Here is a 22912-nt window from a genome sequence, read left to right on the forward strand (position 1 = left end):
TGTTGCAGGCTTCTCCCTGATGGGAGCGGCCTATCCAGTCTTTGCGCAGACGCAGGCACTGGCTGAGACCCGCGCGCTGCCGGTGCTGGAGCCTTACAAGCTCGTGCGTTCGCTGCGCATGTTGCAGGATCAGGTCGTCGCCGGAAAACCGGAGGCGGTGGTGATGCTGAACAAGCTTCTGGGCTTTGTCAGCGCGGATATGGGCCGAGCGTCGAATGACGTCTGGAGCAATCCGGAAAATGTCTATGCGGCGATCATCTATCTCTTCAACGGCGGCAATCCGGAAGCGGTGCGCAAGGTTCTTGCCGACCTCAAGACCGATGCGGTGCCGCCGGAGCTGGTCAAGGGCGCATTGGCCTATGCTTCCGGCCAGACGATTGAGGTGGTGAAACTTTTCTCGGTCCCGCTTTCGCCTGATGTTCCAGCGGAACTGAAGGCATCCATCGTGCTTGTCACCGCTAGCCAGATGACCGCCTTCGACCCAGCGACGGCCTTGATGCGGCTTGATCAGGTGCGGCTCGATGCGCCGGGCACCTTGTTTGAGGAAGCGGCAATCCGCCGTTCGATGCCGATTGCGGCCAAGCTCGGCGATGCCGACAAGATCAGGCTCCTGTCGCGCAACTATCTCCAGCGCTTTCCGCGTTCGCCCTATATGCGTGATTTCATGGCGCAGTTTGTCGATGCTGCGGTGAAACTCAACGACCGTATCGGCAATGCGGAGCTGGCAAAACTGATCGGCTCTGCCGATCCGGTGATGCAATATTCGCTTTATCTGCAAATCGCGCGCGGTACGCTTGTAGATGGCCAGACGGAGCGGGCGCGTTTCATGTCGGCAGAGGCGAAGAAACTTGCTGACAGGCTGAAGGCCGACCCTACCCGCGCCAATCTTTATGCTGCTGCAAGCGATGTGGCTTCGGATTCGGCGGGCAGCGCGCTGCGTGAACTGTCGCAGATTTCACCCGACAAATTGCAGGAGCGTGACCGGAAATTGTTGAAGGCCGCTGAAGCGGTCGGCACGGTGGTTACACGCACTCCAGATGCTTTGCCGCCTGCAAAACCCGCTCTCACCGAACGGGATGTGCCGCCAATGGCAGTGGCGGATTCGCAGGAGCATGAGGTCGTAAAACCTGAGCCGACCCCGGCGGCGGTTAGCATGAAGCCGGTCAAGAACCAGCCGGAAGACGACTTGCAGAAAACGATGGAAGATGCGCGGCGCAAGCTCGCCGAGATCGATGCCTTGCTAGGAAAGACCGTTCAATGAGCATTGATATTTTGCTGAATTCCACCAGCCGACTTGCTTCGCTCGCCCGAAATTCAGGTCCTTCCCAGGCAAAAGCCGAGGGTGAGGCGCAGGATAATGCTGACCCGGCAAAATTGTTCAGTTCGCTTCTCGAAAAGCCTCAGGGCAAGGTCGAAAAGAAGAGCGACAGCGAAGCCAATGCGGGTTCGGATGAGACAGATACGAAGGATGAGGAAGGTTCAAAGCCGGTCGCTCTGTTTGCCCTGCCACAAAATCTCCTTTCTTTGGACGCTTCTTCGCCTGAATTGAAAGGGGCAAATCACAGTTTTTCCACGCCGAATACTGCGAAAAACGACACAAATGCCCCCGATCCGCTTTCTGCCTTAATTAAGGACATCGATCCGAAACAGGTCGAGGGGCAGGGGGGCGAGCTGCAGGCCGATCTGAAGAAACGCACGCCTGAAACAGTGCCTTCGAAGGCTGCAGCAATCCCAACGGCCAGCACCAAACCGGATCAGGCAATCAATCAGGACGCACCGAAGGCTACCGGCGACAATCAGGCCGAAAACGCTCCAGACGATCTCGCCAGCCTTCTGAAAACTGATAAGGGGTCGGCACAGCAGCAGTCGGGTCAAATGCCTGACAGAACTGATATCCAGCAGCAGCCACCCGCAAAGGGTAACGCGCCTGCAGACATCAAGGCAGCCACCACGCCATCGCAGGCAGCAGCCCGGATAGCCGACATTCAGGTGGTTTCCGAGCGCAGCTTCGGAACGGTCAAGACCTTGCAGATCAAGCTCGATCCGGTTGAGCTTGGAGCGGTGACGGCGCGTATCCGTGTGGCGTCGGAAGGTATCGAGGTGCATCTCGTCGCTGAAAAGACCCATGCGGCGGAAGCGCTCGCCGCTGACCGCTCGATGATTGAGAAAGCACTGAAAGCGGCGGGCATTGCAGACGATGCGAAAATTTCAGTGACTGTCGCCGACCGCAACGCGGCAGGTGCCGTCCAGCAGGCACAGGCATCGCAGAATGCGAGCCAGCAACAGGCCAGTGGCCAGCAACCGGGCCAGCAACCGGGTCAGCAGCAAGCTTTCAACATGCAGCAGGGCTTCGACGGGCGAAACGGCGCTGAGGCACAGGCGGGTTTTATGGGCGGTGAGGGCAGGCAGAATGGCGAATCCGGTCAGGCAGGACGCGAGCGTTCAGACATGCAAACCGCTCATGACAACGGGAACGGTATTTCTCGCAATGATGGCCGCGGCCGCGGTCTGGTTGTCTGATAGCAGCCCGGCCCGCGCCGAAAATATCTGCGAGCGTGAAATGCACCGGGCATCCGCCCGCTACGATGTGCCGCTTGGCATACTCTACGCGGTCGGCCTCACGGAAACCGGTCGCAAGAACTCGCTGCAACCTTATGCGATGAATATTGAAGGCCGTGCCGAATTTATGCCATCGCAAATGGCGGCGGTGAGACGCTTCGAGGAAGTGCGGGCCGAAGGTGCGAAGCTGGTCGACCTCGGTTGCATGCAGATCAACTATTATTATCACGGCAAGGAATTTCCGTCGGTCGCCGCGATGCTGATGCCGAGCCTCAATGTTGATTATGCGGCGCGTTTTCTGCGGCAGCTTCGACAGCGCGAAGGCAACTGGACGATGGCGGTTGCGCGCTATCACGCAGGCCCGAACAACGACCCCGCCCAGAAGCGTTATGTCTGTCGCGTGATGACGAATATGGTCGCCACCGGCTTCGGAAACTGGACGCCACAGGCACGAAGCTTCTGCTTCGGCTGAACAGGGATCCCTTGGAATTTTACAGGTTGTAACAGAACGTCAGATACACCCGGTTTGTCTATGTTCAACCTGTGATTGCCGGGTCCGGTGGAAGCTAAATTAGCACGCGGATTTTTAAGCCCTTGTAAAGAATCGTAAAAGTTCGTGAGCCGTTAACATCTGGTTAAGGTTCTTACGGCTAAAGAGGTAGGCGCATTGCAATCAGTGCGATTCCCATTAAATTAGAATATACTAAATTGCCTCCCAATATATTGCGGGCAACTAATTGCCATTGTTGCTGATTCCTCCTGCCAGTTATTCCTATCGTGCTTGGGCTAACATATTGATTCGGAAGGCGGGCCGATGATTGTTGTCGTAGACGACAGGGACATAGTGACTGAAGGATACTCTTCCTGGTTCGGTCGCGAAGGCATCACGACAACAGGTTTTACCCCTACCGATTTCGACGAATGGGTCGAGAGCGTTCCACAACAGGATATTATGGCTGTCGAAGCTTTTCTGATCGGCGAATGTGCAGATCAGCATCGCCTTCCAGCCCGGATTCGTGAACGCTGCAAGGCGCCCGTCATCGCCGTCAACGATCGCCCCTCGCTTGAACATACACTTGAGCTGTTTCAATCCGGGGTTGACGATGTTGTTCGCAAACCGGTGCATGTGCGTGAAATCCTTGCGCGCATCAATGCGATCCGCCGCCGTGCAGGTGCATCAGCTGCTTCCAACGACAGCGGCACTGAGCTCGGCCCGATCCGTGTTTTCTCCGATGGTCGTGATCCGCAGATCAATGGCATCGATTTTCCACTGCCGCGTCGCGAGCGCCGCATCCTGGAATATTTGATCGCCAATCGCGGTCGTCGCCTCAACAAGGCGCAGATTTTCAGCGCGATCTACGGCATCTTCGACAGTGAAGTCGAAGAAAACGTCGTTGAAAGCCATATCAGCAAGTTGCGGAAGAAGCTGCGTGAGCAGATGGGTTTCGATCCGATCGATTCCAAGCGCTTCCTCGGCTACTGCATCAATATCGAGTGATATTGCTGCATCTCCATAATCCCCAGTATCGCGATTTCGAGCACATTTGCGGATTTCTGAAATTGCGCCTGTCTCCTCAGTAAAAGCGTAGAAAATCCCGAGGCTACAGTTTCACGCAAGCGTGGTCCATTAGCTTTACCGCGGATGATTGGATCGGTGTGCCGATTCAGTCGCTCGGTTTTACGAATTCCAGCCCGACGGTTTCGGACTTTGAGCTGGTTGCTACAACTAATCAGGAGCTGCCAATGAGCCTCTACGGTATGATGCGGACCGGTGTTTCGGGAATGAACGCGCAGGCGAACCGCCTGTCGGCGGTCGCTGACAACATCGCGAATGCGAGCACCGTCGGTTACAAGCGTGCGGAAACCCAGTTTTCGTCGCTCGTTCTGCCCAGCACTGGCGGACAGTATAATTCCGGCAGCGTTCTGACTGATGTTCGTTACGGCATTTCCGACCAGGGCGGCATCCGCTCCACATCGTCCACGACAGACCTTGCCATCGACGGCAACGGCTATTTTGTGGTGCAGGGGGCGGACGGCTCGACCTTCCTGACCCGTGCTGGCTCCTTCGTTCCCGACAAGAACGGTAATCTGGTCAACTCAGCCGGCTATTATCTGTTGGGCGCGGGCCCGAACGACCCGGCTGGCGCGCTGACAATGGCCGGTTTGAACATCATCAATGTCAACAGTGCAGCACTTCCGCCGGAGGCCAGCACGTCTGGCAATTTCACGGTCAATTTGCCGTCTACCGATCAGATCCCGGCGGCGGGTGAGTTCAATCACAAGACGTCGCTGATTTCCTATAATGACAAGGGCGAGAAGATCACGCTCGACGTTTATTTCACCAAGACCGGTGCGGATGAATGGAGCGTCACGGTCAAGAATGCTGCCGACGATGCAGTGGTCGGTGGTCCGACGACGCTGACATTCGATCCGACAACAGGCGACATGACGTCTGCCGGTGGTGTTGCGGTTGATCTTGGACCCTATGGCGGTCAGAATCTCAATCTCAATCTGGGTGCATCCACGCAGCGCGCAGGTGACTACACCATTTCGCAGGCGCAGATTAACGGTCAGGCACCATCTGCGGTCAAGGGCGTGGATGTGGCCAATGACGGTTCGGTCGTCGCCATCTACGAAAACGGCACACAGAAGGTTCTGGCGCGTATTCCGCTGGCCAATGTGGCAAGCCCTGATCGCATGACGGTTGTGAGCGGCAACGTGTTCCTGCCGAGCGCGGACTCGGGCGATGTCCGCCTCGGTTTCCCGCAGAGCGACGGCATGGGCAAGGTCATGTCGGGCACATTGGAGGAATCCAACGCCGATATTGCGCAGGAACTGACCGACATGATCGAGGCGCAGCGCAGTTATACGGCCAATTCGAAAGTATTCCAGACCGGTTCCGAACTGATGGACGTGCTGGTCAATCTGAAGAGATAAATCGAGACGATTCCGGGGATGGCGAAAAAGTCTTCCCCGGAATTGCAGCATTGAGAATACGGACCGTTCAGGCAACAGACACGGTCCGCACATGGGGCAGTTCCGATATCAGCGGAATTATCAGGGGCTTTCCAGGTGTTTGTTTTAGCCGCATTTCCGGACGCGAGACCGCTTCGCGCTTTTCGGGGATGCACTTGTAGGATGGGGTAAGATGTCGCTTAGTTCTGCTCTTCTGACGGCCAAAAGTTCGCTTGCGGCAACGTCCAAGCAGACCTCCGTTGTCTCTCGCAATATTGCGGGCGCCAACGATCCGGATTATTCCCGGCGCACGGCTTCTCTCGTATCGGGGCCCTACGGTTCTCTTTACGTGGGCATCAGCCGGTCGGCGGATGAAGCCTTGTTCAACAAGTTCATCCAGTCCAACAGTACGGCTTCTTCCTCTTCCATTCTCGCAGGCGGGCTTGACCGCCTTTCGTCGCTTTATTCGGCAGATAATTATTCCGGTTCGCCATCGGCACTGATCGGCGATTTGCGCGATGCACTCCAGACCTTTGCCGCTTCTCCGTCCAACAGCGCGCTTGGCGACAGTGTTGTCTCCACGGCGCAATCGCTTGCCAATGCGCTCAATGCCGGAACCAAGCAGGTTCAGTCGCTGCGCAATGATGCGGACCGTGAAATCGCGGATTCCGTCGCCAACATCAATGATCTTCTCGCCAAGTTCGAAAAGATCAATCAGGAGATCGTCGGCGGTACGCGCGCCAATCGCGATGTCTCCGACTATATGGATCAGCGCGACTCGATCCTGAAGCAGCTTTCCGGCGAGATCGGCATCACCACCATGATGCGCGGCGATAATGACATGGTCATTTTTGCCGAGAACGGCGTGACACTCTTTGAGACCACGGCGCGCAAGGTGAGCTTCGAGCAATCGACTGTGCTGGCGCCGGGTATTGCCGGCAAGGCGGTACTGGTGGATGGCGTTCCGCTCAACCACGAGACATTCGACCAGCCTTATGGAACGGGTCGCCTGAGCGGCTTGCTGCAGCTGCGTGACCAGATCGCCCCGCAATATCAGATGCAGCTTGATGAGATTGCGCGCAATCTGGTGACGATGTTCGCCGAAAGCGACCAGACCGGCGTTGGCGCGGACAAGACGGGCCTGTTCAGCTGGGCCGGTTCGCCGGATGTTCCCGGTGCGGGCGTCTCGGCAGGCATTGCAGGCACTATCAAGGTGTCGTCGGCCTTCGTTACGTCGGAAGGCGGCAGCTCACTTCTTCTGCGCGACGGTGGGGCCAACGGACCTGACTACAAATACAATACTGAAGGTGGGGCAGGTTTCAGCGATCGCCTGCGTGCGCTCAACGAAGCATTCTCCGAGCCGATGACTTTCAATTCGGTGGCGGGTCTGGCGACAAACTCCAGCCTGACGGACTACAGCTCATCATCGATCAGCTGGCTTGAAGGCAAGCGCCAGAAGGCCAACAGCGAATTCTCCTATAATGCGACGATTGCCAGCCAGGCAGACGCAGCCCTTTCCAACGCCAATGGTGTCGATATGGATACTGAAATGGCGCTGCTTCTCGATCTTGAACATTCCTATCAGGCATCGAGCCGGGTGCTGACCACGATCAGCGCAATGCTCGACGATCTTCTCAACGCGGTGTGAGGCCAATGAAAGCGCAATCGATTTCCACCTATGGCGCAACGTCAGCCCTGCGAGCCCTTGTGGCGAAGAACAAGGCCGAAATGTTGAAGGCGCAGCAGGAAGCGACCACGGGAACCGTGTTCGATGTTGGTCTGTCGCTTGGCTCCAAGTCTGGCCAGACCGTATCGTTGCGCAAGGAATACGATCGCCTGAGCGTGCTTACAGACATGAACAAGCTGGTGCAGCAGCGCATGAATGCGACGCAGACCGCTGCCGGCACGATCATCGAGAACACGCAGAACTTTCTGGGCGACCTGACGGGCGCCAACAATACCGCCGAAAGTGCCTCCACGATTGCGAAGTCGGCAAAGTCTATTCTCAACTCCGTCACCGGTCTGCTCAACACCAGCTATAACGGCGAATATATCTTTGCCGGTGTAAACACCGATGTGAAGCCGGTTGCCGACTATACCGAAGGCAGCGCCGCGCAGACAGCGGTGCGCCAGGCGTTTCAGACACATTTCGGTTTTGCCATCGACGATCCGCAGGTGGCGAACATCACCGGCGACGAAATGAAGGCCTTTCTGGAAGGTGATTTCGCTGACGAGTTCAACGATGCCAACTGGGCCGCAAACTGGTCGGATGCATCGGACACGGTGATCAAGAGCCGTATTTCGCCGACAGAAACGGCGGATACATCGATCTCGGCCAATGCTGACGGTTTCCGCAAGACCATCATGTCGGCGGTCATGGTGGCCGAATTCGCAACCATCGGCCTCAATAACTCGGCTTTTGAAGCCCTGACGCATCAGGCCATGCAGACGACGACGACGGCGATCACCGAAACCACCTCGGAACAGACGACGCTCGGTCTCGCCCAGTCGCGCACCGAAGCTGCAACCACGCGCATCGCGGCACAGCAAAAAATCCTGAACCAGTCTGTGCTCAATCTCGAAGAAGTCGATCCTTATGAAGCGGCGACACGCGTCAACGCTCTGAAGACACAGATTGAAACGTCCTATTCGCTGACGGTTCAGCTGCAGAATATGAGCCTGCTCAACTATCTCAGATAGTTGAGATGAAATGAGGACGGACGCAGCATGATGCGAGCCCGTCCGAACTGATAGACGGAGAAACCATGTATCAGATGCGCTACGAAGATGTCATGAATGACGATATGGCGAGCGCCAAGGAACGGGAACGGGCATTGTTCGACCGTTCCATCGCAATGCTCGAGGCGGCGAAGGCAAATGGCAGCGGCTCGCGTGAGGCGATTGACGCGGCCTATTTCACGACAAAGCTCTGGACCACGATCATCGATGATCTGGGGTCCGAGGAAAATGTGCTGCCGAAGGAACTGAAGGCCGCGATCATTTCCGTCGGTATTTTCGTGCTGAAGGAAATCGAGCGCATCCGTCAGGGCGAAAGCAATGATTACGCCACGCTGATCGAGATCACACAATCGATCCGGGATGGGCTTTGAGATGACCCCAAACGGAAAACCGGCCATTCGCCTTTCGCTGCGCGCGGGCGAACGAATCTTCATCAACGGTGCCGTACTGAGAGCCGACCGCAAGGTCTCGCTCGAACTCCTGAACGATGCGACCTTCCTTCTGGAAAACCATGTTCTCCAGCCGGAAGACACGACCACGCCGCTGCGCCAGCTCTATTTCGCTGCGCAGATGATGCTGATCGAACCGGCCATGCGCGAACAGGCCCACTCCACTTTCGCGCAGATGCTGAAAGGCATGTTCTCGACGTTCAAGGATGCGGAAATCCTGAATGCGCTGAAGCTGGTCGACGAGCTGGTGCATAACGGGCGCATTTTCGAGGCGCTCAAGACAATTCGCGCGCAATATCCACGCGAGGCCGAACTGATGGGCCTTGAGAGCCCTGTTTTGCCCGTGGCTGCGACCCGGAAATCTGCGGAGGCAAACCCATGACCACGACACCGCCGATTGGCACAAATACGACGAATAACAACACGACGAACAACAGCAATTCCGCTGCCAACAAGGCGAGCGTCGATTATAATTCCTTCCTGAAACTTCTGGTGACCCAGATGCAGAATCAGGATCCGACGCAGCCCATGGACGCGACGCAATATGTTTCGCAGCTTGCGACCTTCTCCAATGTCGAGCAGGCCGTGCAGATGAACAGCAAGCTTGAAACGCTGATCGCCAATACGTCTCTGACACAGGCTGAGGGCTGGATCGGTCGTACGCTGACCAATGCCGATGGCAGCATATCGGGCGTCGTAAAATCCGTTACCATCCAGTCAAACGGCATGTTGGCCGAACTGGAAGACGGCAAGACGCTGATGATCGGTGCAGGCGTCAAGATCAGCTAGGACCGATGCGGTGAACGAAGCCGACGCGCTTGATATCGTCAATTCTGCGATCTGGACCGTGCTTATGGCAAGCGGTCCGGCGGTGCTTGCCGCCATGCTTGCAGGCATCGGCATCGCACTTTTCCAGGCGCTGACGCAGATTCAGGAAATGACGCTGACCTTCGTGCCGAAGATCATCGTCATTTTCGTCGTGCTGGCCCTCACCGCGCCGTTCGTCGGTGCGCAGATCAACTCCTTCACGCTGCTGGCCTATTCTCGTATCGAGAAGGGGTTCTAGCACGTAGCCTTCGCGCAAGCTTCGCGAGCTAAGGTCCGTCCCGAAACAGGAGATGGATGTGCAGCAGGCAGCGGCTAAACCCTTGATGAAAAGCGGACTTCTGACCGGCAGCGATATGGGGCTGGCGGTTGGCATCATCATCATCCTGACCGTGCTTTTCCTGCCTGTTCCGGCTGTCGTGCTGGATATCGGCCTGGCATTTTCGATCGCGTTCTCGGTTCTGATCCTGATGGTTGCGCTCTGGATCCAGCGCCCGCTCGATTTTTCCGCCTTTCCGACGGTACTGCTGATCGCCACCATGATGCGATTGTCGCTGAATATCGCGACGACGCGCGTGATTCTCACCCATGGCAATGAAGGCTATCTCGCCGCAGGACACGTGATTCACGGTTTCTCGCAATTCGTGATGGGCGGCGACTTCGTCATCGGTCTGGTCGTTTTCTGCATTCTCATCATCGTCAACTTCCTCGTCATCACCAAGGGCGCGACGCGTATCGCGGAAGTGGGCGCGCGCTTCACCCTCGACGCCATTCCCGGCAAGCAGATGGCCATCGATGCCGACCTGTCGTCCGGCCTGATCGATGAAAAGGAAGCGCAGCGCCGCCGTCGCGAGCTGGAAGAGGAAAGCTCCTTCTTCGGCTCCATGGACGGTGCTTCGAAATTCGTTCGCGGCGATGCGATTGCCGGTCTCATCATCACCGCCGTCAATATTTTCGGCGGTATCATCATCGGCGCTACGCGCCACGACATGGATATTGCGCACGCAGCCGATGTCTTCACCAAGCTGTCGGTCGGCGATGGTCTGGTAACGCAGATTCCGGCCCTGATCGTCTCGCTTGCCGCCGGTCTTCTGGTGTCGAAGGGCGGCACACGCGGCTCTGCCGATCAGGCGATCTTCGGTCAGCTGGGTGCCTATCCGAAGGCGCTTCTGGTTGCGGCTATGCTGCTTTTCGTCCTCGGCATCATGCCGGGCCTGCCAGCCTTCCCGTTCTTTATGCTCGGTGGCGCAATGGCTTTCATCGGTATTGCCGTACCCCGACGACAAGCGCGCCAGCGCGAGGCGGAAGCCAACGAGGCCGGCAAGAAGCAGCGCGAAGCGGAAGAGCAGGAGCGCAATTCCGTCAAGGCGTCGCTCGAAACCAACCAGATCGAGCTTTGCCTCGGCAAGCAGCTTTCCGCCCGCCTGATCGCATCGCAGCAGGAGCTGGCGCATCGCGTCAACAAGATGCGCCGCAAGTTCGCGCAGGAATACGGTTTCGTCATCCCTGAAATCAAGGTCACGGACGATATCGCGCTTCCGCCGAAAAGCTATCGCATCAAGATTCACGGTACGGCCGTTGCCAGCCACGAGCTGCGCGTCGGTGAAACGCTTGTCGTGCTTGGCGACCGCCCGATCCCATCCATTCCGGGTGAGGAAGTGCGCGAACCGGCCTTCGGTATGCGCGCCTATTCCGTGCCGGAAACCTTTGCGTCCGATCTCCGCCGCGATGGCTATATGACCGTGGACAATCTCTCAGTCCTGCTGACACATTTGAGCGAAATCGTCCGCAACAATCTGGCCCAGCTTCTTTCCTACAAAGATATGCGCATTCTGCTGGACCGTCTCGGCTCTGAATATCGCAAGCTTCTGGAAGATATCTGCCCGACGCATATTTCCTATTCGGGCCTGCAGGCGGTGCTGAAGCTGCTGCTCGCCGAACGCATTTCCATCCGCAACCTGCATCTGATCCTTGAAGCCATTGCGGAAATCGCACCGCTCGTTCGCCGCCCGGAAATGATCGTGGAACATGTCCGTATGCGCATGGCGCAGCAGATTTGCGGCGATCTTTCCGACAATGGCGTGCTGAACGTTCTGCGTCTCGGCAATCGCTGGGATCTGGTCTTCCACCAGAGCCTCAAGCGTGATGCCAAAGGTGAAATCGTCGAATTCGACATCGATCCGCGCCTGCTGGAACAGTTCGGCACCGAGGCCTCCACCGTCATTCGCAAGCATTTCGACAATGGCGAACGTTTCGTGCTGGTTTCGTCACCGGAAGCGCGGCCATACATTCGCATGATTATCGAGCGCTTGTTCGCCACCCTGCCTGTCTTGTCCCATGTCGAAATCGCACGTGGCGTGGAGGTGAAGTCACTCGGCGCGATTTCGTAAGAGGACAGCGTTCGTCGATCCTCTGATCCTTCGAGACGGTTCCCTTCGCTTTGCTCAGGACACCTCCTCAGGATGAGGAAAGAGTTCTAGCGTCCACACCCCTCATCCTGAGGAGCCATGCCGAGCTTGTCGAGGCTTGGCGTCTCGAAGGGCGAGGGGAGTAGTTATTGCTTCATACGATGAAAGGGCCTTGAGTGCCTGTCGCGCAATTGCCGCTCAACGAAATCATCCTGGCCGCCGTTCTGGCGTTCTGCCGCATCGGCGCGTGCCTGATGCTGATGCCGGGGCTTTCGAGTGCGCGCATTCCGTTGCAGGTCAGACTCTACATTGCACTGGCCTGTTCATTCGCGGTCCTGCCGCTGGTGTTGCAGCGTATCGTTACCGTTGTCGATGCCGGGCAACCGTGGACCCTGTTCCGCCTGATGGCGAGCGAAATGTTTGTCGGCGCGGTGATCGGCATTCTGGCGCATATCTATTTCTGGGCGCTGCAATTCATGGCCAGCACGATGGCGGTTTCAGTCGGATATTCCGGCTCGCCTGCCGATGCCATCACCGAAAGCGAACCGCAGGCGACACTTGCCACCATCGTCACTTTCAGCGCTCTGTTCCTGTTCTTCATTACCGATATGCATCTGGAAATCTTCCGGGCGCTGCTCAATTCCTATGTGGCGATTCCGGTTGACGGGCAGTTTCGCCCCGATGCGGCAATGATCGACTTCACCGATGCGCTTTCGGCGGCTTTTCTGGCAACGCTGCGTATTGCAGCGCCGTTCATCGTTTTTGCGATTCTCGTCAATTTCGCCATCGGTCTGGTGAACAAGCTGACGCCGACCATACCGGTTTACTTCGTATCGATGCCATTCGTGCTGGGGGGAGGGCTGCTGGTGGTCTATTTCATCCTGCCGGAACTCCTGCGCTTCTTCACCAACGAAACTGCGACGCAGCTTCGCGAGCTGTTTTGAGGGCAGCTATGACGAATCCGCGCAATCTCAAGAAGCTCATTGAACTGCAAAAGCTCGGAAGCGCCCGGCTGGAACAGGCTCTTGCTGCAGCCAATGCGCGCAAGGGCGCGCTGGATGAAGAGCGAGAGGCGCTGATCGCCATGCAGGACCGCCGCTATGATGGCGATGCGCTCAATATCGATCCGTCGCTGCTCATCAAGCGCCTCGGCAATAACGCTGCCGAATCGCTGCAGCTTGAGCAGCGTCTCGAATCACAACGCAAAGCACTTTTGCAGGAACAAAGACGTGTCGAGTTGCTGGAAGATCGCCTGACGGATGCTGAAAATGATCGCGAACGGCGCGAACTTTCCAGCCTAATCGAGGAATTTATTAGCCGGAAAACGACAAATAGGCCGCAAAACCCTGATTGAGCGCAAAATTGAGGCTGAACGCACGCACAAGTTTCAGTCAAGTTTGACCCATTATGGTGCAATCAACAGAAGAAGGAATGGCGCATGGCGATCAACCCGCCGTCAGATCTGGTGATGGACGTGGCGCGTGCCGCCGATCCGCAAGCCTATCGCATGGCGGCGGAACGGCTGAGAGCGCCGTCCGCATCGGGAACCATGGTGGCATCCACTGGGGCAGCTACAATGGCGGCACCCGCCGCCGGTGGTGGACTGACGCGGGATAATTTCGCCAGCTTTTCCGACAGCCTTGCGGCTGGGGTCAGCGTGCGACCGGATGCGCAGAATGCGGCCAGTCCGGCTTATCGCAAGTTCGAGGCCTTCATGCTGCAATCCTTCGTGCAGTCGATGTTCACCAGTGACACGACGGCGACCTTCGGGAAGGGGATTGCCGGTGAATACTGGAAGTCCATGATGGCGGAAGCCATGGCAAACAAGATGGCGGATGGCGGCGGTGTCGGCATTGCCAAGTTGCTTGAGGAACAGGCGGCGCGCAACGGGCGGGCAGACGCGCCGACGACGATAGCGTTAGGAGACGTGATCAATAATCTGGGAGAAAGTGTGGGCCAGAACGGCGTATCGAAGGACATTGTGCATGGCTTCGAACGCAAGCTCATTCAAAAGCAACTCGACAACAACAGCGATACGGACAGCGCGCGCGGCTGATTGGCCCGCAACCATAGCGTCCGCCATGCTTCATAATTGAGGACCCCTAAATGACCGAGACAAGCTCTGAAAACAGCCTGCCGCCAGAGGATTCGCAAATCGTCACTGTCACGAGCGAACCGGGTCAGGCGCTGGCAGAGGAACCGGCCGAGAACCCCACATTGAAGCCGGTCGTGCGGGCAATCCAACGTCTGGAAGATGTCATCGATACTGAAACGCGTCTTCTTCTGGAGGGCGGCAATCCGGATCTGGCGGAAATCAACTCCCGCAAGAGCCGTGGGCTTTATGATTTCAACAAGGCGATCAAGAAAGCGGCCAGTGCTGCCGAACCGGCGACGATGAAGCGGCTTCAGCCGCTGCTCGACAGCCTGAAGCAGAAGCTCGAGAGGAATTGCGAAGCGCTGCAGCTGCATCTGCGGGCCGTCGGTGAGTTGGCTGATCTCATTCGCGGTGCGCTGGAAACGCAGGAAGCGGACGGCACCTACAGCATGCAGAGTGTGAGGCTCGGTCACGCACGATGATCCGCATCATTGCCATCGGTCTGTGGATTTGTGCCGTCGCTTTCGGCTCGCTTTTCCTGGCGGTTCGCCAGAACGTCTCATCTTCGGGTGAGGCGCAGGCGGCGACCAGTGGATTTGGCGGCGTGGATTACGTCAAGACAGATGTGATGAGCGTGCCGATCATCTCGAATGGCGGCGTCGCCGGTTATGTGGTGACGCAGCTTGTCTATACGGTCGATTCGAACATTCGCAAGAAGCTGACCGTGCCGCTCGAATTCTTCATCAACGATGAGATATTCCGTAAATTCTATGGCAGCTATTCGGATACGAAAGAGGTCGAGAAGGTGAGTTTCGAGGACGTTCGTGCCTCGATCATCACCGATCTCAATGCGCGGTTCCCCGAGCCGGTCATCAAGGACCTTCTGGTCGAGCAGTTCAACTATATTTCAGCGGAAGAAATCCGTGCCATGAACATGCGCGGCACGCCGACACCGACGGCACCGGCCAAGCAGTCAGAGAAGCAGGCCAACGCAGAGCCTGTCAGTCACAGCGAATAGTATTTTCCTGCAAGCTGGGCGAGGCGCTCGTCATCGAGCGGTGCGACCGCCGGGTCGGATACAAGCTCCACACCCATTTCACGACCATCCCGCCAGGCCACGCGGGCCAGAAGCGCGCGTCCGTAATAATCGTCAAACAGCCAGAAGCGTTCGGGCAGGGTCGGGACTTCGACAGTTCTCAGCTTGGCGCCATGGGGCGCGATATCGCTGAACTGGCATTCGATGATGAAACGCCCATCGAGCCCCACGATCTTTCCGGAGCGCAGCCTTGTACGCTGTCTCTCTTCCCTACGACGTTCGTGGGATGGCTTAACCCGTGCCATATCAAAATCTTACCTGCTATTCCCCTGAGACTAATCTAGCAGGTTTCGATTGCCGATGCGTTACTTTTTAAACCGGGATTTTGCGGACATGGTTACCTTGAACAGGTTCCTGTTTGTCAGTGCTCGCCACAAGCTTCGCAGAGGCCGCGCAGCTCCAGTGTCGTCTTGCGCGACTTGAAACCGTTCTGAAGGCTCCAGGCGCTGACAAGGTTCTCGATCGCCGCGTCGGAGAATTCCGTCACCTGACCGCATTTCTCGCAAATCGCGAAAGCCACCAGACCCTGCTGATGGCATTGCGGGTGCGCGCAGGCAACGAAGGCGTTGAGGCTTTCAAGGCGATGAATCATCCCGTAATCGAGCAGCTTTTCCAGTGCGCGATAGACCTGCAACGGTGCGCGGAAACCGTCGTCACGCAACTGGTCGAGGATCGTATAGGCGCTGAGTGGGCCTTCCGCTTTGGACAAAACGTCGAAAACCAGTGTCTGATTGCGGGTGAGGTCCTGCGGGGCGTGATGATGGTGATGCGTGCTCATTGTCCAGCGATCCGTTTCGGTGATGCCTTTTCCCTCTTATGTAGGGGTAGCAGGCTCAAAATGAAAATGGCAAGCGCCGCGACCACAATGGAAGGGCCGGATGGCGTGTCGAAATGAATGGAACCATAAAGTCCGCCGATAACCCCCGCAGCACCGATCAGTGAGGCCAGAATGGCCATCTGTTCGGGTGTGGAGGAAAAGCGGCGTGCCGTCGCTGCCGGAATGATCAGCAGCGAGGTTATCAATAGAATTCCGACGATCTTCATCGCAATGGCGATGACGATGGCCAGAAGCAGCATGAAAACAATGCGCGACAGGGCGGGGTTCATGCCTTCGGCGCGGGCAATATCCTCGCTGACGGTGGCAGCAAGGAAAGGACGCCACAACCAGGCCAGAACCGCCAGCACAAACACCCCGCCGCCATAGATGAAGGCGATATCCATTCGCGAGACAGCCAGAATATCGCCGAACAGGAACGACAGCAGGTCGACGCGCACCCATGTCATGAAGGCAACGAGGACGAGGCCAAGCGACAGCGTGGCATGGGACAGGATGCCGAGCAGCGAATCCGCCGACAATGTGTGTCGGCGCTGCAAGAGCAGCAGAATGGCTGAAATCGCCACGGCAACGGCGAACACGCCGATCATCATATTGATGTCGAAAATGAGCGCCAGCGCCACGCCGAGCAGGGCGGAATGCGCCATGGTATCGCCGAAATAGGCCATGCGCCGCCAGACGATGAAGCAGCCGAGCGGTCCGGTCGTGAGCGCAAGCCCGACACCGGCGATGATGGCGCGGGTGAAGAAATCGTCAAGCACGCGGCGCGCTCCCTTCGTGATGATGATGTTCATGATCATGCCCGTGTTCATGGTCATGATGATGGCCGTCATCGGCGTGGCAGTGATCCGTCACGGAACCGTCGGCATGAAGCACGCGCCCGTCCGGCAGATGCGTGTGATCGTGATGATGCTCATAAACGGCAAGCGGTCCGACGGCCCGGCTGCCAAACAGCCGCATATATTCAGGGCTCGCCGTCACATCGCGCGGCGTCCCGCTGCAGCATACATGCCCGTTGAGGCAGATGACGCGGTCGGTCGCCGCCATGACCAGATGCAGGTCGTGCGAAATCAGCAGCACGCCGCAGCCTGTGTCGTCGCGCAGTTTCGCAATCAGTTCGTACAATGCAGCTTCGCCGGAAAAGTCGACGCCCTGCACCGGTTCGTCCAGCACCATGAGGTCCGGTTTGCGCGCGAGTGCGCGCGCCATCAGCGCACGCTGGAACTCGCCGCCTGACAGATTAGCGATTTCCGCCTTGGCCAGATGCGGAATGCCCACCACTTCCAAGGCCGTCTCGGTATCCTCGCGCGAGAGAGGCCCCGTCAGGGTCATCAGGCGCTCGACCGAAAGCGGCAACGTGCGGTCGATATTGATCTTTTGCGGCACATAGCCGATGCGCAGGCCCGGCGCGTGGATCACGCTGCCTTCGTCTGGTTTCAGGATGCGCAGCGCCATCTTGGCGGCGGTACTCTTGCCCGCGCCATTCGGACCGATCAGGGTGACGATCTCCCCGCGCTCAACACTCAGGTCGACATTGCGCACGAGCCAGCGCCCGTCGCGATAGACGCCGGCATCTTTCAGTTCAATCAATGTTTCCCGCGCTTTTTCGGCGGGGAGGGCGGTCTTCCTGCTCATTTATTCCGGGCTTTCAATGCCTGTATGTTCGTGTCCCACGCACGGATCATCCGCCGATTCGAAATTTTTCCCAGCGTCTTTTTCCGTTGCCGCTCTATTGCGCAACCGCCGCTGTGATTTTTCCAAAATGGGGGTTGCCTCACCTTATGACAGACGTTATAGCATAACGCAACTGACGTAATAAAATAACATATCACAAGAATGTGGTGCCCCTCCCCAATCGTACAAGAGAGAGACTATGAAACATCTTCGCTCCCTCCTCCTAGCCTCGGCATTTCTGGCTGGTACGGCAAATGTCTCACTTGCCGCAGAACGCGACGGCGTCGTGGTCTCGATCAAACCGCTCCATTCCATTGTTTCCGCAGTCATGCAGGGGGTGGGCGAGCCGAAACTGATCGTTCAGGGTGCGGGTTCCGAGCATGTCTACAGCCTGAAACCCTCCGATGCCGAAGCAATCGAGCACGCCAAGGTGATTTTCTGGGCCGGGCCGTCGATGGAAACCTTCCTCGACAAGCCCATCGACACACTTGGCGATGGCGCAAAGGTTGTCGCTCTTGGTGAAGCGGAAGGACTGACCAAGCTGAAGTTCCGTGAAGGTGGTCCGTTCGAAGCGCATGACCATGGCCATGAAGGTCACAACCATGGTGCCGAAGGTCATGACCATGGTAACGATGACAAGAAGGATGCCGCCGATGCCGACAAGGGGCACAATCATGCCGCCGAAGCATCGGAAAGCGGGCATGACCATCACCATGGTCACAGTGAATATGATCTGCATTTCTGGCTCGACCCGCAAAACGGAAAGGTTCTGGCGGCGGATATCGCCAAGACGCTCGGCGAAAGCGACCCCGAACACGCTGCGCAATATGAAAAGAACGCCAAGGACTATGGCGAGAAGATTGACGCGCTGACCAAGGAAGTCGCCAGCGAACTGGAGCCGGTAAAGGACAAGCCGTTTATCGTCTTCCATGATGCCTACCAGTATTTCGAAAATCGTTTCGGTGTGAAGGCGGCCGGATCGATCACGGTCAGCCCGGAAAAGGCGCCGGGTGCCGCGCGCATCAAGGAAATTCACGAGAAGATCAAATCGCTTGGCGCAACCTGCGTGTTCTCCGAACCGCAGTTCGAACCGAAGCTGGTGAATACAGTTATCGAAGGAACGGATGCCAGGACAGGCGTTCTCGATCCGCTGGGGGCAGAACTGAAGGATGGTCCGGATCTCTATCCGCAGCTCATTCGCAATCTGGCGGATTCGTTGAAGGACTGTCTGTCGAAATAGGGCCAACAGCTGCGACCGCGCCCTCGCCAGGTGCACGCCCATAACTTGGTAGCGGTCGCAACGGTGCCGGGCTGGACCCTGCTTTAACTTACGGGCAGCCCGGCACTAGAGCATTTCCTGTTTTAATTGAATCATTGGAAATACTCTATCTGTTTGTTTTTCAGCATGTCTTTATCCCGAAACCGGTTCCCACTTTCGGGAGACATGCTCTAATGAGTGCGCCTCGACCTGATTGAAGCGGATCGAAACTTGCATTTCGACACTCAAAGGCGGCTCAGGCCGCCTATTTTCACCACTAAATCTGTTATGATATAACATTAAGGAGAAGAGAATGCGTAGCTTTGTGAAGGCGCTTCAGGCTGGTGCTGTCTTGACTTTTCTTGCTCCCGCAATCGCGGGTGCTCATGGAATCTGGATTGCAGAACGTCACGGAACGCAGGCGGTTGTTTACGGTCACGGCGCAAGCGATGAGGCCTATGACCCGCAGAAGCTCAAGACGGTTACGGCCAAGAATGGAGAGGGCAAGGATGTCGCCGTCGAGATCAAACGACAGGAAGATCATGCCCTGCTGAGCGTGCCCAAGGATGCAGTCGTGGTCAGCGGCACATTCGACAATGGCTTCTGGGCCGAGGGTCCGGACGGCAAGTGGGTCAACAAGCCGAAATCGGAAGTGCCGGGCGCAAAACAGTCCAGCCAGAGTCAGAAATTTGCTGTCGCCATTCTGGATCATCTGCGCAAAAAGCCAGAAGCCCAAGGTTTGCCTTTCGAAATCGTTCCGTTGATGGACCCGACAATATTGGAGGCGGGCAACGAGCTTCCCGTGCAGGTTCTGTTTGACGGAAAGCCGGTGGAAGGCGTCGAGGTCACGGCGGATTATGTCAATGACAGTCACGCAGCGCCGGTGAAAACCGACGCGGAAGGCATCGCCAGGATCAATATCCGCAACGCGGGTCTCAATGTCGTTGGGGCGGGCTATTCCAGGCCGCTGTCTGATTCAAAGGAAGCGGACAAGCTCAGCTATTTCACCACGCTGACCTTCAACCTCGATCACCACCATCACGATTGATTCTACCCAGTTTGATGAGGAACGGAGTCATGAGAAAGAGACTGCCCGTTACGGTCTTGTCCGGTTTTCTCGGGGCCGGAAAGACGACACTGCTCAATCACGTGCTCAATAATCGCGAGAACCGCCGCGTCGCGGTGATCGTCAATGATATGAGTGAAGTGAATATAGATGCCGCCCTCGTTCGTGAGGGCGGCGCCAATCTCTCCCGCACGGATGAACAGCTGGTCGAAATGACCAATGGCTGCATCTGCTGCACATTGCGCGATGATCTCCTGAAGGAGGTTTCACAACTGGCAGCTCAGGGACGCTTCGATTATCTGCTGATCGAATCGACCGGCATAGCCGAGCCACTGCCGGTTGCCGCCACGTTCGAGTTTCGCGACGAGAAGGGCAACAGTCTTTCGGACGTTGCCCGGCTCGATACGATGGTGACAGTTGTTGATGCCGCCAATCTGCTGAAGGATTATGCATCGAGCGATTTTCTGCGTGATCGCGGCGAATCCCTTGGCGAAGATGACGAGCGCACGCTTGTCGATCTTCTGGTTGAACAGATCGAGTTCGCCGATGTCGTCGTGCTGAACAAGATATCGACCGCTTCAAAAGAGGAGCGTGATCTGGCGCACAAAGTCATCCGCTCGCTCAATCCCGATGCCCGCATCGAGGAGGTCGATTTCGGAGAAGTGTCGCTCGACGCCATATTGGACACGAAGCTTTTCGACTTCAACAAGGCGCATGAGCATCCGCTCTGGTACAAGGAGTTGCATGGCTTTGCCTCGCATACGCCCGAGACCGAGGAATATGGCGTTCGCTCCTTTGTCTATCGTGCGCGACGTCCCTTCGATCCTGAACGGTTTCAATCGTTCATCGACAAGGGCTGGCCGGGTGTCGTGCGGGCGAAAGGCTTCTTCTGGCTTGCCACCCGTCCGGATTTTGTCGGTGAAATCAGTCAGGCGGGCGCGTTGGTCCGCACCGGAAAAAGAGGGCGCTGGTGGTCATCCGTGCCGAAGCAATACTGGCCGGCGGAACCCGAATGGCAGCGCGCCATGGAGCCATATTTCCATAAGGTGTGGGGTGATCGGCGTCAGGAGATTGTGTTCATCGGTGTCGATCCGATGCAGGAAGATGCGCTCATCGATGAGCTGGATCAATGTCTTCTTGAGGAAGAAGACTTCGTGCCAGAGCGCTGGTCGGGGCTGAACGATCCGTTCCCGAACTGGTCGGCCGCCGCGGCTTGAGGCCTATTCTGACAGTGAGGCTATATCCATGGCCTTGCTGTCGGCTAGCGTCCGATGATCCAGAACGCTGGCGATGGCTTCGCGCACATCGAGCATCATATGGCGCACCTCGCATTCGTCCTCATCGCAATCGTCACATGGGCGATAGTCTGTCTTGCTGGCGCAGGCGATGGGGGCAAGCGCGCCGTCGAGCGCGCGGATGATATTGCCGATGGCAATCTCGTGGGCCGGGCGGGCCAGACAGAAGCCACCGCCTTTGCCCTTGCGACTAAGAACGAAGCCGGCATTGCGAAGTTCGGTAAAAATATTGTCGAGAAACTTGCGCGGTATATGGTGCTTCTCGGCGATTTCGCTGGCCGAAACCAGCTGTCCATCTGTAACGCCCGCCAGATGCACCATGGCTTTCAGGCCATATTTGCCCTTTTTAGTCAGCATGCCACCCCTGTGGAGCATTTCCTCTGGGAACGGAAACCGGTTTCCGTCCGGAAATGCATGAAAAGAATACGCCACACACGCCGCCAGCGTGAGCTGGCACCGTTTCGCAAGATCAGGCCGAATATCTGTGAGTGCCTGTATATAAGAAGTTAGGGGGTAAACCCCGCCGCGACAAGTCTTTTTGCCGCTACAGCATCGGCCCGAAAATCGGAATCGATTTTGGAATGCACGATGCGTGACTTCTATAGTGTGGAACATCCGCGATGGCGCATGGCGTTCACGCGGCTAATTTCGTCCGTTGGCCAGCAAGGCGAGCGATAATGCTCCCTGCAACGCATCGCCAAGCGCGGGCCGAAAGCGTTCCCGATGCGGTAGAAATGGCAGGGCTGCATAGGATGAGGCGAGGCCTCCCGTCAGGCTGAACCGGCCAAGCGTTTCTATACCGAGCCGATCCAGACCGCGGGCAATATAAGAGCAGGCGCGTTGCAGGATCGAAAGGCCGAGCGCATCGCCCTTATGCGCATAGTCAAAAACGATGGGAGCGAAGGCGGCGTAGTCTGCGGCCGTCGCCGTGCGCGAAAAGGTTATGATCTGGCGAAGTTCGCCGCCGAACCGTGCCAGCACGGCATCGGCAAGTTCCGTGTGCTCCGCCATGCCGTCCAGAGCAAGCAGCGTTTCTTCAAGAAGTTCACGACCAAGCCGCGCGCCGCCCGCATGATCGCTCAACATGAAGCCGCGCCCGCCGATAATCTCGAAGGCGTCTTCTTCTCTTTTGACGAACACCGAGCCGGTGCCGAGAATAACGATGGCGCCATCTTTCTGACCGAGCGCACCTTGCAGGGCGGTAACAGCGTCGGAAACGATCTTCACCTTGCCGAAGGGCAGGCTCTGTTCCACGCGATCCTTGTCCGGGAGCGAGTTTGCGCCTGCGAGCCCGAGCACGGCGCAGGTCTCATTCAATATAGAGACATCCAGTCCTGCATCGTGCACGGCCAGCGTCGCTGCGCGCATGATATTATCCAGAGCCGTCGCCGGATCTGCACCAATATTGGCAGGGCCGCTCGTGCTTCGGCCTATGGGGTCACCATTGCTGTCGGCAAGCAGCGCCCGGCATCCGGTGCCGCCGCCATCGACGGCCAGAATATAAGGCATAGGCTTCATGCTCATTCATCCAATTGTCACGGTAACTGTCATGGAATCGTCGCAACCGTTCGAATCGCCGGTTTTTCCCAGTTGAAATTTGGTTAAAAAGGACCATATTGGCTGTGGAAAGAAAATTCCTTCTTTTTTACGAAACTGCG

The 22912-nt window shown here is 57.2% G+C and carries 26 protein-coding genes; 20 read left to right on the forward strand and 6 right to left on the reverse strand.

From position 1 onward, the window contains the following. The first annotated feature begins 19 nt into the window (after window positions 1-19). The 17 genes from CES86_RS26880 (at window position 20) to CES86_RS26960 (ending at window position 15048) form a co-directional block, all read left to right on the forward strand. Complete coding sequence (locus CES86_RS26880; protein ID WP_374828244.1) at window positions 20-1261, forward strand: chemotaxis protein; 1242 nt, start codon at window positions 20-22, stop codon at window positions 1259-1261. After that, window positions 1258-2520 carry a flagellar hook-length control protein FliK gene (gene fliK / locus CES86_RS26885; RefSeq protein ID WP_094515879.1) on the forward strand — a complete coding sequence of 421 codons (1263 nt, stop codon included), beginning with the start codon at window positions 1258-1260 and terminating at the stop codon, window positions 2518-2520. The genes CES86_RS26880 and fliK overlap by 4 nt, the downstream gene beginning before the upstream one ends. Beyond that, the gene (locus CES86_RS26890; RefSeq protein ID WP_012093501.1) at window positions 2489-3031 is read left to right on the forward strand and encodes a transglycosylase SLT domain-containing protein; all 543 of its coding nucleotides are present in this window, start codon (window positions 2489-2491) and stop codon (window positions 3029-3031) included. The genes fliK and CES86_RS26890 overlap by 32 nt, the downstream gene beginning before the upstream one ends. A gap of 342 nt (window positions 3032-3373) precedes the next feature. Beyond that, complete coding sequence (ftcR, locus tag CES86_RS26895; protein ID WP_010660744.1) at window positions 3374-4057, forward strand: flagellar transcriptional regulator FtcR; 684 nt, start codon at window positions 3374-3376, stop codon at window positions 4055-4057. 245 nt (window positions 4058-4302) lie between these two features. Further along, entirely contained in the window at window positions 4303-5496 is a 1194-nt protein-coding gene (locus CES86_RS26900; protein WP_040128577.1) for a flagellar hook protein FlgE, read from the forward strand. A 211-nt stretch (window positions 5497-5707) separates the two neighbouring features. After that, on the forward strand, window positions 5708-7162 hold the full coding sequence (gene flgK / locus CES86_RS26905) for a flagellar hook-associated protein FlgK (RefSeq protein ID WP_094515880.1): 1455 nt from the start codon (window positions 5708-5710) through the stop codon (window positions 7160-7162). Between the two features lie 5 nt (window positions 7163-7167). Beyond that, entirely contained in the window at window positions 7168-8214 is a 1047-nt protein-coding gene (locus CES86_RS26910) for a flagellar hook-associated family protein (protein ID WP_012093498.1), read from the forward strand. A 65-nt stretch (window positions 8215-8279) separates the two neighbouring features. Then, complete coding sequence (flaF, locus tag CES86_RS26915; RefSeq protein WP_012093497.1) at window positions 8280-8624, forward strand: flagellar biosynthesis regulator FlaF; 345 nt, start codon at window positions 8280-8282, stop codon at window positions 8622-8624. A gap of 1 nt (window position 8625) precedes the next feature. Next, on the forward strand, window positions 8626-9084 hold the full coding sequence (gene flbT, locus CES86_RS26920; protein WP_012093496.1) for a flagellar biosynthesis repressor FlbT: 459 nt from the start codon (window positions 8626-8628) through the stop codon (window positions 9082-9084). Further along, window positions 9081-9491, forward strand: coding sequence for a flagellar hook assembly protein FlgD (flgD, locus tag CES86_RS26925; RefSeq protein ID WP_010660750.1), 411 nt, complete (start codon window positions 9081-9083; stop codon window positions 9489-9491). The genes flbT and flgD overlap by 4 nt, the downstream gene beginning before the upstream one ends. A 10-nt stretch (window positions 9492-9501) precedes the next feature. Next, window positions 9502-9768 (forward strand): flagellar biosynthesis protein FliQ, encoded by a 267-nt coding sequence (fliQ, locus tag CES86_RS26930; protein ID WP_006469393.1) that lies wholly within the window; start codon window positions 9502-9504, stop codon window positions 9766-9768. Between the two features lie 52 nt (window positions 9769-9820). Beyond that, window positions 9821-11917: a flagellar biosynthesis protein FlhA gene (flhA, locus tag CES86_RS26935; protein WP_181834088.1), complete on the forward strand. Its 2097-nt coding sequence runs from the start codon at window positions 9821-9823 to the stop codon at window positions 11915-11917. 194 nt (window positions 11918-12111) lie between these two features. Continuing rightward, window positions 12112-12879 (forward strand): flagellar biosynthetic protein FliR, encoded by a 768-nt coding sequence (fliR, locus tag CES86_RS26940; RefSeq protein WP_012093494.1) that lies wholly within the window; start codon window positions 12112-12114, stop codon window positions 12877-12879. Between the two features lie 8 nt (window positions 12880-12887). Then, window positions 12888-13289 carry a hypothetical protein gene (locus tag CES86_RS26945; protein ID WP_094515881.1) on the forward strand — a complete coding sequence of 134 codons (402 nt, stop codon included), beginning with the start codon at window positions 12888-12890 and terminating at the stop codon, window positions 13287-13289. An 84-nt stretch (window positions 13290-13373) separates the two neighbouring features. Then, the gene (locus CES86_RS26950) at window positions 13374-13991 is read left to right on the forward strand and encodes a rod-binding protein (RefSeq protein ID WP_012093492.1); all 618 of its coding nucleotides are present in this window, start codon (window positions 13374-13376) and stop codon (window positions 13989-13991) included. 50 nt (window positions 13992-14041) lie between these two features. Then, window positions 14042-14512, forward strand: coding sequence for a flagellar protein FlgN (locus CES86_RS26955; protein WP_012093491.1), 471 nt, complete (start codon window positions 14042-14044; stop codon window positions 14510-14512). Beyond that, window positions 14509-15048 carry a hypothetical protein gene (locus tag CES86_RS26960; protein ID WP_010660756.1) on the forward strand — a complete coding sequence of 180 codons (540 nt, stop codon included), beginning with the start codon at window positions 14509-14511 and terminating at the stop codon, window positions 15046-15048. The genes CES86_RS26955 and CES86_RS26960 overlap by 4 nt, the downstream gene beginning before the upstream one ends. Here the strand turns inward: CES86_RS26960 and CES86_RS26965 are convergent. The 4 genes from CES86_RS26965 to CES86_RS26980 all read right to left on the reverse strand — a co-directional run bounded on the left by CES86_RS26965 (window position 15036) and on the right by CES86_RS26980 (window position 17596). Further along, window positions 15036-15371 (reverse strand): PilZ domain-containing protein, encoded by a 336-nt coding sequence (locus CES86_RS26965; protein ID WP_010660757.1) that lies wholly within the window; start codon window positions 15369-15371, stop codon window positions 15036-15038. The genes CES86_RS26960 and CES86_RS26965 overlap by 13 nt on opposite strands. Before the next feature lie 116 nt (window positions 15372-15487). Next, window positions 15488-15904, reverse strand: a complete 417-nt coding sequence (locus CES86_RS26970) for a Fur family transcriptional regulator (protein WP_010660758.1) — start codon at window positions 15902-15904, stop codon at window positions 15488-15490. Next, a complete protein-coding gene (gene znuB, locus CES86_RS26975) occupies window positions 15901-16761 on the reverse strand; it encodes a zinc ABC transporter permease subunit ZnuB (RefSeq protein ID WP_094515882.1) in 861 nt (286 codons plus the stop codon). The genes CES86_RS26970 and znuB overlap by 4 nt, the downstream gene beginning before the upstream one ends. Then, complete coding sequence (locus tag CES86_RS26980) at window positions 16715-17596, reverse strand: ATP-binding cassette domain-containing protein (protein ID WP_094515883.1); 882 nt, start codon at window positions 17594-17596, stop codon at window positions 16715-16717. Before CES86_RS26980 ends, znuB begins: the two co-directional genes overlap by 47 nt. A gap of 238 nt (window positions 17597-17834) precedes the next feature. On the opposite strand from CES86_RS26980, the gene znuA reads away from it, so the two are divergent. From znuA to zigA, 3 genes are all read left to right on the forward strand, one after another. Then, window positions 17835-18875 (forward strand): zinc ABC transporter substrate-binding protein ZnuA, encoded by a 1041-nt coding sequence (gene znuA / locus CES86_RS26985; protein ID WP_094515884.1) that lies wholly within the window; start codon window positions 17835-17837, stop codon window positions 18873-18875. A gap of 331 nt (window positions 18876-19206) precedes the next feature. Continuing rightward, window positions 19207-19941, forward strand: a complete 735-nt coding sequence (locus tag CES86_RS26990; protein WP_010660762.1) for a DUF4198 domain-containing protein — start codon at window positions 19207-19209, stop codon at window positions 19939-19941. A gap of 29 nt (window positions 19942-19970) precedes the next feature. Next, complete coding sequence (gene zigA, locus CES86_RS26995) at window positions 19971-21176, forward strand: zinc metallochaperone GTPase ZigA (RefSeq protein WP_012093487.1); 1206 nt, start codon at window positions 19971-19973, stop codon at window positions 21174-21176. Window positions 21177-21179: 3 nt separating this feature from the next. On the opposite strand, the gene CES86_RS27000 is transcribed toward zigA, so the two are convergent. After that, window positions 21180-21611, reverse strand: coding sequence for an RrF2 family transcriptional regulator (locus CES86_RS27000; RefSeq protein WP_012093486.1), 432 nt, complete (start codon window positions 21609-21611; stop codon window positions 21180-21182). A gap of 285 nt (window positions 21612-21896) precedes the next feature. Beyond that, window positions 21897-22778, reverse strand: a complete 882-nt coding sequence (locus tag CES86_RS27005; protein ID WP_094515885.1) for a BadF/BadG/BcrA/BcrD ATPase family protein — start codon at window positions 22776-22778, stop codon at window positions 21897-21899. Window positions 22779-22912: the final 134 nt, after the last annotated feature.

Origin of the sequence: Brucella lupini (genome assembly GCF_002252535.1) — a bacterium.
GTDB lineage: Bacteria > Pseudomonadota > Alphaproteobacteria > Rhizobiales > Rhizobiaceae > Brucella > Brucella anthropi.

Coding starts and splice junctions, on each gene's coding strand:
- CES86_RS26880 (WP_374828244.1), top strand. CDS start 20: ATGGGAGCGGCCTATCCAGTCTTTGCGCAGACGCAGGCACTGGCTGAG.
- fliK (WP_094515879.1), top strand. CDS start 1,258: ATGAGCATTGATATTTTGCTGAATTCCACCAGCCGACTTGCTTCGCTC.
- CES86_RS26890 (WP_012093501.1), top strand. CDS start 2,489: ATGATGGCCGCGGCCGCGGTCTGGTTGTCTGATAGCAGCCCGGCCCGC.
- ftcR (WP_010660744.1), top strand. CDS start 3,374: ATGATTGTTGTCGTAGACGACAGGGACATAGTGACTGAAGGATACTCT.
- CES86_RS26900 (WP_040128577.1), top strand. CDS start 4,303: ATGAGCCTCTACGGTATGATGCGGACCGGTGTTTCGGGAATGAACGCG.
- flgK (WP_094515880.1), top strand. CDS start 5,708: ATGTCGCTTAGTTCTGCTCTTCTGACGGCCAAAAGTTCGCTTGCGGCA.
- CES86_RS26910 (WP_012093498.1), top strand. CDS start 7,168: ATGAAAGCGCAATCGATTTCCACCTATGGCGCAACGTCAGCCCTGCGA.
- flaF (WP_012093497.1), top strand. CDS start 8,280: ATGTATCAGATGCGCTACGAAGATGTCATGAATGACGATATGGCGAGC.
- flbT (WP_012093496.1), top strand. CDS start 8,626: ATGACCCCAAACGGAAAACCGGCCATTCGCCTTTCGCTGCGCGCGGGC.
- flgD (WP_010660750.1), top strand. CDS start 9,081: ATGACCACGACACCGCCGATTGGCACAAATACGACGAATAACAACACG.
- flhA (WP_181834088.1), top strand. CDS start 9,821: ATGGATGTGCAGCAGGCAGCGGCTAAACCCTTGATGAAAAGCGGACTT.
- CES86_RS26945 (WP_094515881.1), top strand. CDS start 12,888: ATGACGAATCCGCGCAATCTCAAGAAGCTCATTGAACTGCAAAAGCTC.
- CES86_RS26950 (WP_012093492.1), top strand. CDS start 13,374: ATGGCGATCAACCCGCCGTCAGATCTGGTGATGGACGTGGCGCGTGCC.
- CES86_RS26955 (WP_012093491.1), top strand. CDS start 14,042: ATGACCGAGACAAGCTCTGAAAACAGCCTGCCGCCAGAGGATTCGCAA.
- CES86_RS26960 (WP_010660756.1), top strand. CDS start 14,509: ATGATCCGCATCATTGCCATCGGTCTGTGGATTTGTGCCGTCGCTTTC.
- CES86_RS26965 (WP_010660757.1), bottom strand. CDS start 15,371: ATGGCACGGGTTAAGCCATCCCACGAACGTCGTAGGGAAGAGAGACAG.
- CES86_RS26970 (WP_010660758.1), bottom strand. CDS start 15,904: ATGAGCACGCATCACCATCATCACGCCCCGCAGGACCTCACCCGCAAT.
- znuB (WP_094515882.1), bottom strand. CDS start 16,761: ATGATCATGAACATCATCATCACGAAGGGAGCGCGCCGCGTGCTTGAC.
- CES86_RS26980 (WP_094515883.1), bottom strand. CDS start 17,596: ATGAGCAGGAAGACCGCCCTCCCCGCCGAAAAAGCGCGGGAAACATTG.
- znuA (WP_094515884.1), top strand. CDS start 17,835: ATGAAACATCTTCGCTCCCTCCTCCTAGCCTCGGCATTTCTGGCTGGT.
- CES86_RS26990 (WP_010660762.1), top strand. CDS start 19,207: ATGCGTAGCTTTGTGAAGGCGCTTCAGGCTGGTGCTGTCTTGACTTTT.
- zigA (WP_012093487.1), top strand. CDS start 19,971: ATGAGAAAGAGACTGCCCGTTACGGTCTTGTCCGGTTTTCTCGGGGCC.
- CES86_RS27000 (WP_012093486.1), bottom strand. CDS start 21,611: ATGCTGACTAAAAAGGGCAAATATGGCCTGAAAGCCATGGTGCATCTG.
- CES86_RS27005 (WP_094515885.1), bottom strand. CDS start 22,778: ATGAGCATGAAGCCTATGCCTTATATTCTGGCCGTCGATGGCGGCGGC.